Below are 1,053 nucleotides of genomic sequence, written 5' to 3'. Positions count from 1 at the left end.
CTGTGTCGGCTTCCTTATGCATTTTGTCGATGCGAGCAACATGCGCGCTTTCGACCTCAGTTGTGAGCACTTCAGTCTGGCGCAAATCGAGGAACTGCTAGAGCGCTGCTACAAGTACCTCAAGCCTTTTTACATGCGGGCCCAGACGTTTTACTCAAAAACCGGTAAGAGGGTCCGTTTGCAGTCTATCGGGCTGCCGATCACGTCCGCCTTGATTCAAAAGCACGTCCAAGAGCGGGACAACGACATGCTGGTCGCTCTGATTAATACGGCTATCGACAAGGCCGTGGGCGAGGGCTGCCAGATCGTCGGCTTCGGTGGCTTTACCTCAATCCTTATGCAGAACTGCAAAGCAGTGCAACACGATGCGCTAGGCGTTACCACTGGCAACGCGCTGACTATAGGTATGGGTTACCAGGCGCTCTTAAAGCGCGTTGCCGAGACTGGAATTGATCTGTCTTGCGCCTGCTTCGCCGCTGTCGGCGCCAACGGCAATATTGGGGCGGTTTACAGCGAGCTTATGGCGGAGAAGGTGGCCAGCCTTATCCTTATCGGCCGACCAGGACGTGAGCGCGCGCTCGAGGCGTTAGCGGAGAAAATCTACACCAGCGCTTTTCGCGTGCTTAGCGATCATTTGGCCAATGGCGGTCACGTTGCTGCTGACGCCCTGGCCAGCACCCATGCGTTGGCTGCGCGAATAGCCGACACCCACACTGCCCAGCAGTTGCTCCACGAACTCCCTGTAGCGGATGAACAGCTTGGACGGCGGCTGCATGTTGGCCTCCAGCAGGAGCTCGGCGAGAGCAGTCCGATCCGTCTATCTACAGACCCGGCTGCCATCGGCCAAGCCAATCTTGTATTAGGTGCCAGCAGTCATGCGGGCAGCCTGATCTTTGCCGAGCATCTGCAAGATGGCCCCGTGATCATTTGTGATGTGGCCTTGCCGGCCGATACCGATCCGTCTCTACCAGAGCGGCGCCCCGACGTCACAGTGATCAAAGGCGGCTTGGTTCGCGTGCCCCCCGTACCGGCCCAGGTCGCCCACCTTAATGC

Annotated in this window: 1 pseudogene; it reads left to right on the top strand. The window is 58.2% G+C overall.

The annotated features are described in order from the left end of the window. Positions 1-1,053 (top strand): annotated as a pseudogene (locus AAAB16_RS10725) (hypothetical protein); the annotation flags it as partial.

This window comes from Pseudomonas sp. (assembly GCF_037994325.1).
In the GTDB taxonomy this organism is placed as follows: domain Bacteria; phylum Pseudomonadota; class Gammaproteobacteria; order Pseudomonadales; family Pseudomonadaceae; genus Aquipseudomonas.
The sequence above is the reverse complement of the archived record's forward strand: the minus strand, read 5'-3'. Positions and strand labels throughout refer to the sequence as shown.